Below are 6,719 nucleotides of genomic sequence, written 5' to 3' on the forward strand. Positions count from 1 at the left end.
GCGACACAGGTCATGCTGATGGTTCATACGCAAGGCAAGGCTGTATGTGGATTATTCAGCAAGGATGTGGCTGAAACCAAAGCCCGGCAAGTCAACGAGTACTCCAGAGAATTCCAGCATCCCCTGTTGTGCAAAACAATTAAGGCCGATTAGTGTTCTCAGGGTAATATCATATGCTCAATAAAGACCTCGAACTGACTCTTAACAGTGCTTTTCGTGATGTAAGAAGCAAGCGGCATGAATTCATGACCGTAGAACATCTGCTCCTAGCACTGCTTGATAATGAATCCGCATCCCGAGTATTGTTAGCTTGCGGTGTGCAGACCGAAAAGCTGCGTAAGGAGTTGATTGAGTTTGTTGATTCAACAACCCCATTAATACCTGCCAATGATACAGAGCGAGAAACCCAACCCACTCTCGGTTTTCAGAGAGTTCTGCAACGAGCTGTTTTTCATGTGCAAAGTTCAGGAAAAAAAGAAGTCACTGGTGCTAATGTTCTGGTCGCAATATTCAGTGAGCAGGAGAGTCAGGCAGTTTATTTTCTGAAGCAGCAGGACGTTGCCCGAATAGATGTCGTGAATTATATCGCTCACGGTATTTCCAAAATGCCTGGTAATGAGCTGGAAGAATTGGGTGGTGAACTCATGGAGGAAAACACCGACCCCGAATCTGCCGGAAAAGACCCGCTTAAGAATTATGCTACCAACCTGAATGAGCAGGCACGTCTGGGTAAGATCGATCCGCTGGTAGGTCGTGCAGAAGAGGTTGAGCGTGTTTCCCAGATATTGACACGCCGTCGTAAAAATAATCCTCTACTGGTTGGCGAAGCTGGTGTTGGTAAGACAGCCGTTGCTGAAGGTCTGGCAAAAAGAATAGTGGACGGAGAAGTGCCTGAAGTGCTCTCCAGAGCGGTGGTTTATTCCCTGGATCTCGGCTCCTTGTTGGCGGGAACCAAGTACCGTGGTGATTTTGAAAAGCGATTCAAAAAGCTGCTCAGCGAACTTAAAAAGCTCGATAACGCCATTCTCTTTATTGATGAGATTCACACCATTATCGGTGCAGGTGCTGCATCCGGTGGTGTTATGGATGCTTCTAATCTCTTAAAGCCGCTTCTGACTTCCGGTGATCTTCGTTGCATTGGTTCAACGACATTTCAGGAGTTCCGGGGTATTTTCGAAAAGGATCGTGCTCTGGCCCGTCGCTTCCAGAAAGTGGATATCAGTGAACCGAGTGTTGAAGATACCATCGATATTCTCCGCGGCCTCAAGAGCCGCTTTGAAGAGCATCACACTATTGAATACAAGGATGATGCTTTGAAAGCCGCAGCAGAGTTGGCCAATCGTTATATCAACGATCGTCATATGCCTGATAAAGCAATTGATGTTATTGATGAGGCTGGAGCTTACCAACGTCTGTTACCAGAAGAAGAGCGCAAGAAGATCATTGAGGTGGGCGATGTCGAAAGTATTGTTGCCAAGATTGCCCGGATTCCGCCTAAATCTGTCTCTTCTTCTGACAAAGAGTTGCTCTCCAAGCTTGAAAGGAATCTCAAGATGGTGGTCTTCGGTCAGGATGAAGCAATTGTTTCTCTTTCAACCGCGATTAAATTGTCACGTGCTGGTTTGAAGGCACCTGATAAACCGGTAGGGGCTTTCCTGTTCTCTGGGCCGACAGGTGTAGGTAAAACAGAAGTTTGTCGTCAGCTGGCCAAGTCCATGGGGGTTGAGCTGGTTCGTTTTGATATGTCGGAGTATATGGAAGCTCATACAGTATCAAGGCTGATTGGTGCTCCCCCGGGTTATGTCGGGTACGATCAGGGTGGTCTTTTGACAGAAGCGATCAATAAGACACCTCATTGTGTTCTGTTGCTCGATGAAATTGAGAAGGGGCATCCGGATGTGTTTAACCTGCTTCTGCAGGTGATGGATCATGGTACCCTGACAGACAACAATGGTCGTAAAGCTGACTTTAGAAATGTTATCCTGATTATGACGACCAATGCCGGTGCTGAAACCATGACTCGCAGTTCTATTGGTTTCACTGAGCAGGATCATACGACAGATGGTATGGAAGCTATCAAGAAAACCTTTACACCGGAATTCAGGAATCGCCTTGACTCTATCATTCCCTTTGACTCACTGACCGAAGATACCATCAAGCATGTTGTTGATAAGTTCCTGACAGAGCTTCAGGCACAGCTTGATGAAAGAATGGTTCAGATTGATGTTGATGATGAGGCACGTGAGTGGCTGGCAGAAAAAGGTTATGACCGCGCGATGGGTGCTCGTCCGATGGGGCGTGTTATCCAGGAGCACCTCAAGAAGCCCCTGGCGGAACAGATCCTTTTTGGCAAACTGTCTGAGAACGGTGGTTTTGTTCGCGTGACTGTCAAGAAAGGAAGCCTATTCCTGAAGTTCGAACCCGCTAAAAGCCTGGCTTCGGATCTTGAAGTAGTGGATGGTGAGCAGGGCTGAAAAATGCCAAGAGAGGGACAGGGGTGAGGGGCCCCTGTCAGCGGGAACGGTAGGTGATGCGGCCTTTGGTCAGGTCATAAGGGGTTAGCTCAACTTTGACCTTGTCACCTGTCAGAATACGGATGTAGTTTTTACGCATTTTGCCTGAAATATGCGCGGTCACAACGTGGCCGTTTTCCAGTTCTACACGGAACATGGTGTTAGGCAGGGTGTCGATGACAGTGCCTTCCATTTCAAGACTTTCTTCTTTCGCCATTTAAAGTTTGACCTCGGGAATAGAGCGTTGGCTGAATAAATCTGGCAGCATTCTGCCTGAAAACCAACTTTAAAGCAAAGTGAACCCGCTTTTATCCATCTAAATTTATTCTCAGTGTGGGGTGGGCCAACTACTTCAGAGTAACCCAGTGGTTGTTAACATAGACTTCCAGAGGGCGGTATTGAATTTTGTAACTCATTTTTTTGCAGTTTTTGATCCAATAACCCAGGTGAAGGTGCTTAAGGCCCAACTTTTTGGTTTCTTCTATCTGCCAGAGAATACAGTAACTGCCCAGACTTCTGTTTTGGCTGACTTCAGGATCATAGAAGGTATAAATAGCAGAGAGTCCATTCGACAGCTCGTCGGTGACAGCAACAGCCACCAGTTTTTCGTCCAGCCAGAATTTGTAGTAGCAACAAAATTCAGGACAACCTACGAGGAAGGACTGAAACTGTTCCATAGAGGGAGGGTACATGTCGCCATCGCGATGCTGTATGGCGATGTATTTTTTGTAAAGCTGATAGGTTTCATCATCGTATTCGGCTTCGGATCGAGTGACTACGATATCCTGATTTTTTCTGATCAGCTTTTTGTGCTTGCGTTTCGGGTCAAACAGATTAACGACGACTCTGGCCGGAATGCAGGCATTGCAGCCTTGGCAGTGAGGCCTGTATACGTGACGACCACTTCTTCGAAACCCAATGTCGGCCAGGTGTCGGTAGAGTGCCGGATCCAGATCTTTGTCGGGATCCATAAATAATGTTATAGCCTGCTTGTCCTCCAGGTAGCTGCAGTTGTGTGGCTGGGTTGCGTAGAATTTAATATCTTTAAGTGCGCTCATCAGCTTCGGCCGTCCATTGCCCTATCTATTTCCAGTGTGCACTGGTTGCGGGCGTTCGGCAACCGTCTTTCAATGCATTGAGAAATGCATCCCGGCTGATCATTCTTGCACCCAGAGACTCCAGATGGGGGCTGTATACCTGGCAATCGATCAGATGGAAGTTTCTAATCAGTAATTCTTTGCATAGCATAATCATTGCAAGCTTTGAGGTGTTGGTTTTGAAACTGAACATGGATTCGCCAAAGAATACTTTGTCAATTGCGACACCATACAGTCCGCCCGCTAACTTATCGCCTGACCAGACTTCCACCGAATGGGCCAAACCTTCTCTAAAAAGCGTTGTGTAGGCTTCTTTCATTTCTTCGATGATCCATGTGCCTTCCTGGTTGTTTCGCGGAGACGAGCAGGCCGTCATCACCTCACTGAAGGCTTCATCAAAGCTGACTCGATAAGGGTGCTTTTTCAGAAAACGTTTCATTGAGCGGCTGATGTGCAGCTGGTCTGGATAAAGTACCATTCTCGGGTTGGGAGACCACCAGAGAATGGGTTCGCCTTCGTTGAACCACGGAAATATACCCTTCATGTAAGCTTCAGCCAGTGTTTCAGGTGCAAGGTTACCTCCCATCGCCAGGAGACCATCAGGGTAATCCAGAGCCTCATGAACGGCAGGGAATTGAGGTTTATCGGGATCAAGTAGAGGAATCGTTTTGTGCATTATTTCAATAATCGGGTTAAAAAATAGACTAGATTTTCGGCTATTCAACGGATCGGTACGGTAATCTCAGTCTTTGATGGGTGTATTCACTAATGGGCGCTCGTTCTCTCAGAGATTATTTTCATATACTCCTTACCTCTCATCAACAGGAGATAGCTGTGACCCAGCTTGTTGAATTATCCCCTCAACCCATTTGGCGACACTTTCAAGCGCTTTGCAAGATTCCCCGCCCCTCCCGGCATGAAGATGCTGTTCGTGCCTATGTAAAGCAGTTTGGTGAGAGTCTTGGTCTGGATAGTCTGGTAGATGAAGTGGGCAACGTGATCATCCGCAAGCCAGCGACTCAGGGCATGGAAAATCGCCGTGGAGTAGTTCTCCAAAGTCACTTGGATATGGTGCCTCAAAAAAACGCAGATACGGAACATGATTTTACCAGAGATCCTATCGAGGCATACGTCGATGGCGACTGGGTTACTGCAGAAGGAACCACTCTGGGGGCGGATAATGGTATTGGTGTTGCGGCCGCTCTGGCAGTGCTAGAGTCGACGGATATTCCTCATGGTCCAATTGAAGCTCTCTTTACGGTTGATGAAGAGAGTGGTATGACCGGTGCTCACGGCCTGCAGCCCGGCTTGATGAAGGGTGAGATCATGCTGAACATGGACTCTGAAGACGAAGGAGAGCTCTATGTTGGCTGCGCTGGCGGTGTCGATGTTTCTGTTTCTCACAGCTATCGGGAAGAGCACCTGGAAGAAGGCTACAGCAGTTTCAGTCTTTCTCTGAGAGGCCTGAAAGGCGGTCACTCTGGCGTTGATATTAAACTGCAGCGAGGTAATGCTAACAAACTGATGGTGAGGCTACTGAAAGCGTTATCTGAAGTAGGTGCCAGAGTGGCATGCTACTCCGGCGGTACGCTCAGAAATGCAATCCCGAGAGAAGCCTTTGTGCAGCTGGCTATCCCTTCAGACAGTTGCGAAGAAGCGGTCCGTATTGTTGATGAGTGCCTGAGTGTATTCAGTGCAGAACTGGCAGAAGTAGAGTCAAATCTGAGTCTTATTATGCAAGCGTCAGAACCTGTTCAGAAGGTAATGACCCGGGCGGAACAGAGTCAGTTGTTGAATACCCTGCATGTCTCTCCAGATGGTGTTCACCGAATGAGTCTGAGTGTGGAAGGTGTGGTGGAAACGTCAAATAATCTGGCGATCATCAAGATAAAAGATGGCCAGATTACCGTTGAAAATATGGTGCGAAGCCTGATTGACAGTGCCAGGGAAGAACATGCCGAGAGCATTGCCGGTTTATACCGGTTAATGGGGGCTGAAGTCAAAAAGCAGGGGGCTTACCCGGGATGGAAGCCTAATAACGAATCCGCTATTTTGAAAACTATGGTGGACATTCATGAGCAGCTTTTCGGCTACGAGCCTGAGATTAAAGTAATTCATGCTGGCCTGGAGTGTGGACTGCTGGGCAGTGCCTATCCAAACTGGGATATGATTTCATTTGGTCCAACCATTCGGTTTCCTCATTCACCGGACGAAAAAGTCCATATTCCGGCGGTTGAAAATTTCTGGAACTACCTGATAAAAACACTGGAAGCCGTGCCAGAGGCCTGATTGACCCATAATGCCATCAGAATGAGCAAATAAACTGGCAGTATTGTAAAAAATTGTGTAGATTGCTCTTTCCTATGAGGGGTAAGTGTAATAGACTTGCCCCCGTCTAAAGTCAGTCTGCTTTTGCCAGCCATTGAATGAAGAACAATTGATCTCATTATCAAATATTCCCCATACATGTGTGGATGCCCTGCGCTGGCAAGGGCTGCTTCCTATTGTCATCACTTCAAACTCTTTCCGGAGGTAGGTAATTAATATGGGTACCCTGAGCGCGGGAGGCCGTTTCTTTAAAAATGAAGAACTGGACGTTATTGAGCAACAGCGCCTGCAAGCTCTCCTTGAAATCACTGATCAGCACGATAAAGAAGTGACTCAGCTGAAGTCACGTCTTGATGCGGCTGAGCAGAAGGCTGAAAAGCTGAATAAGCAAGTCAAGAGCGCTGATAACGAGCTGAAAACGCTGCGAGCCAGCAATCCTGATCGCATGAAGAAACAGATCAAACGTCTGCAGGAGCAGAATCGAACTCTGACCACAGAGAATGGGACACTGAAAACCAAGCAAAAGCAGCTCACTCAGCAGCTCAATGCCAGTAAGCAGGAACTGGAACAGCTCCAGGCTGAAAAGGTTGATCAGGAAGAAAGCGAAGAGGCTTGATAAAAGGCTCTTTATTAGTTGCAGCAGGCTGTGCAGCGTATGGATATGAGGCTCACACGCCATAAGGCAGTTATGTCTTGAACAGATATATACTGTATAGCCCTTGCTGGATAATCCACATACAGCCTTGCCTTGCGTATGAACCATCAGCATGACCTGTGTCGC

The 6,719-nt window shown here is 47.5% G+C and carries 7 protein-coding genes; 4 read left to right on the plus strand and 3 right to left on the minus strand.

Annotated elements, in window-relative coordinates; genetic code table 11:
• The coding region (locus KDK17_RS04670; protein WP_257287464.1) for an ATP-dependent Clp protease adaptor ClpS at nt 1–153 on the plus strand (153 nt) is incomplete at its 5' end.
• 20 nt (nt 154–173) lie between these two features.
• The gene (clpA, locus tag KDK17_RS04675) at nt 174–2,474 is read left to right on the plus strand and encodes an ATP-dependent Clp protease ATP-binding subunit ClpA (RefSeq protein ID WP_257254850.1); all 2,301 of its coding nucleotides are present in this window, start codon (nt 174–176) and stop codon (nt 2,472–2,474) included.
• Nucleotides 2,475–2,511: 37 nt separating this feature from the next.
• Here clpA and infA read toward each other — a convergent pair whose 3' ends face one another.
• From infA to aat, 3 genes are all read right to left on the minus strand, one after another.
• Entirely contained in the window at nt 2,512–2,730 is a 219-nt protein-coding gene (infA, locus tag KDK17_RS04680) for a translation initiation factor IF-1 (protein WP_252180026.1), read from the minus strand.
• A gap of 130 nt (nt 2,731–2,860) precedes the next feature.
• Nucleotides 2,861–3,571 (minus strand): arginyltransferase, encoded by a 711-nt coding sequence (locus KDK17_RS04685; RefSeq protein ID WP_257254849.1) that lies wholly within the window; start codon nt 3,569–3,571, stop codon nt 2,861–2,863.
• Between the two features lie 25 nt (nt 3,572–3,596).
• Entirely contained in the window at nt 3,597–4,286 is a 690-nt protein-coding gene (gene aat, locus KDK17_RS04690) for a leucyl/phenylalanyl-tRNA--protein transferase (protein WP_257254848.1), read from the minus strand.
• 158 nt (nt 4,287–4,444) lie between these two features.
• Between aat and KDK17_RS04695 the strand changes: the two genes are divergently transcribed.
• Nucleotides 4,445–5,899: an aminoacyl-histidine dipeptidase gene (locus tag KDK17_RS04695; protein ID WP_257254847.1), complete on the plus strand. Its 1,455-nt coding sequence runs from the start codon at nt 4,445–4,447 to the stop codon at nt 5,897–5,899.
• A 256-nt stretch (nt 5,900–6,155) separates the two neighbouring features.
• Nucleotides 6,156–6,554, plus strand: coding sequence for a hypothetical protein (locus tag KDK17_RS04700; RefSeq protein ID WP_257254846.1), 399 nt, complete (start codon nt 6,156–6,158; stop codon nt 6,552–6,554).
• The last annotated feature ends 165 nt before the right edge of the window (nt 6,555–6,719 follow it).

The organism is Endozoicomonas sp. SESOKO2, assembly GCF_024606245.1.
In the GTDB taxonomy this organism is placed as follows: Bacteria; Pseudomonadota; Gammaproteobacteria; order Pseudomonadales; family Endozoicomonadaceae; genus Endozoicomonas_A.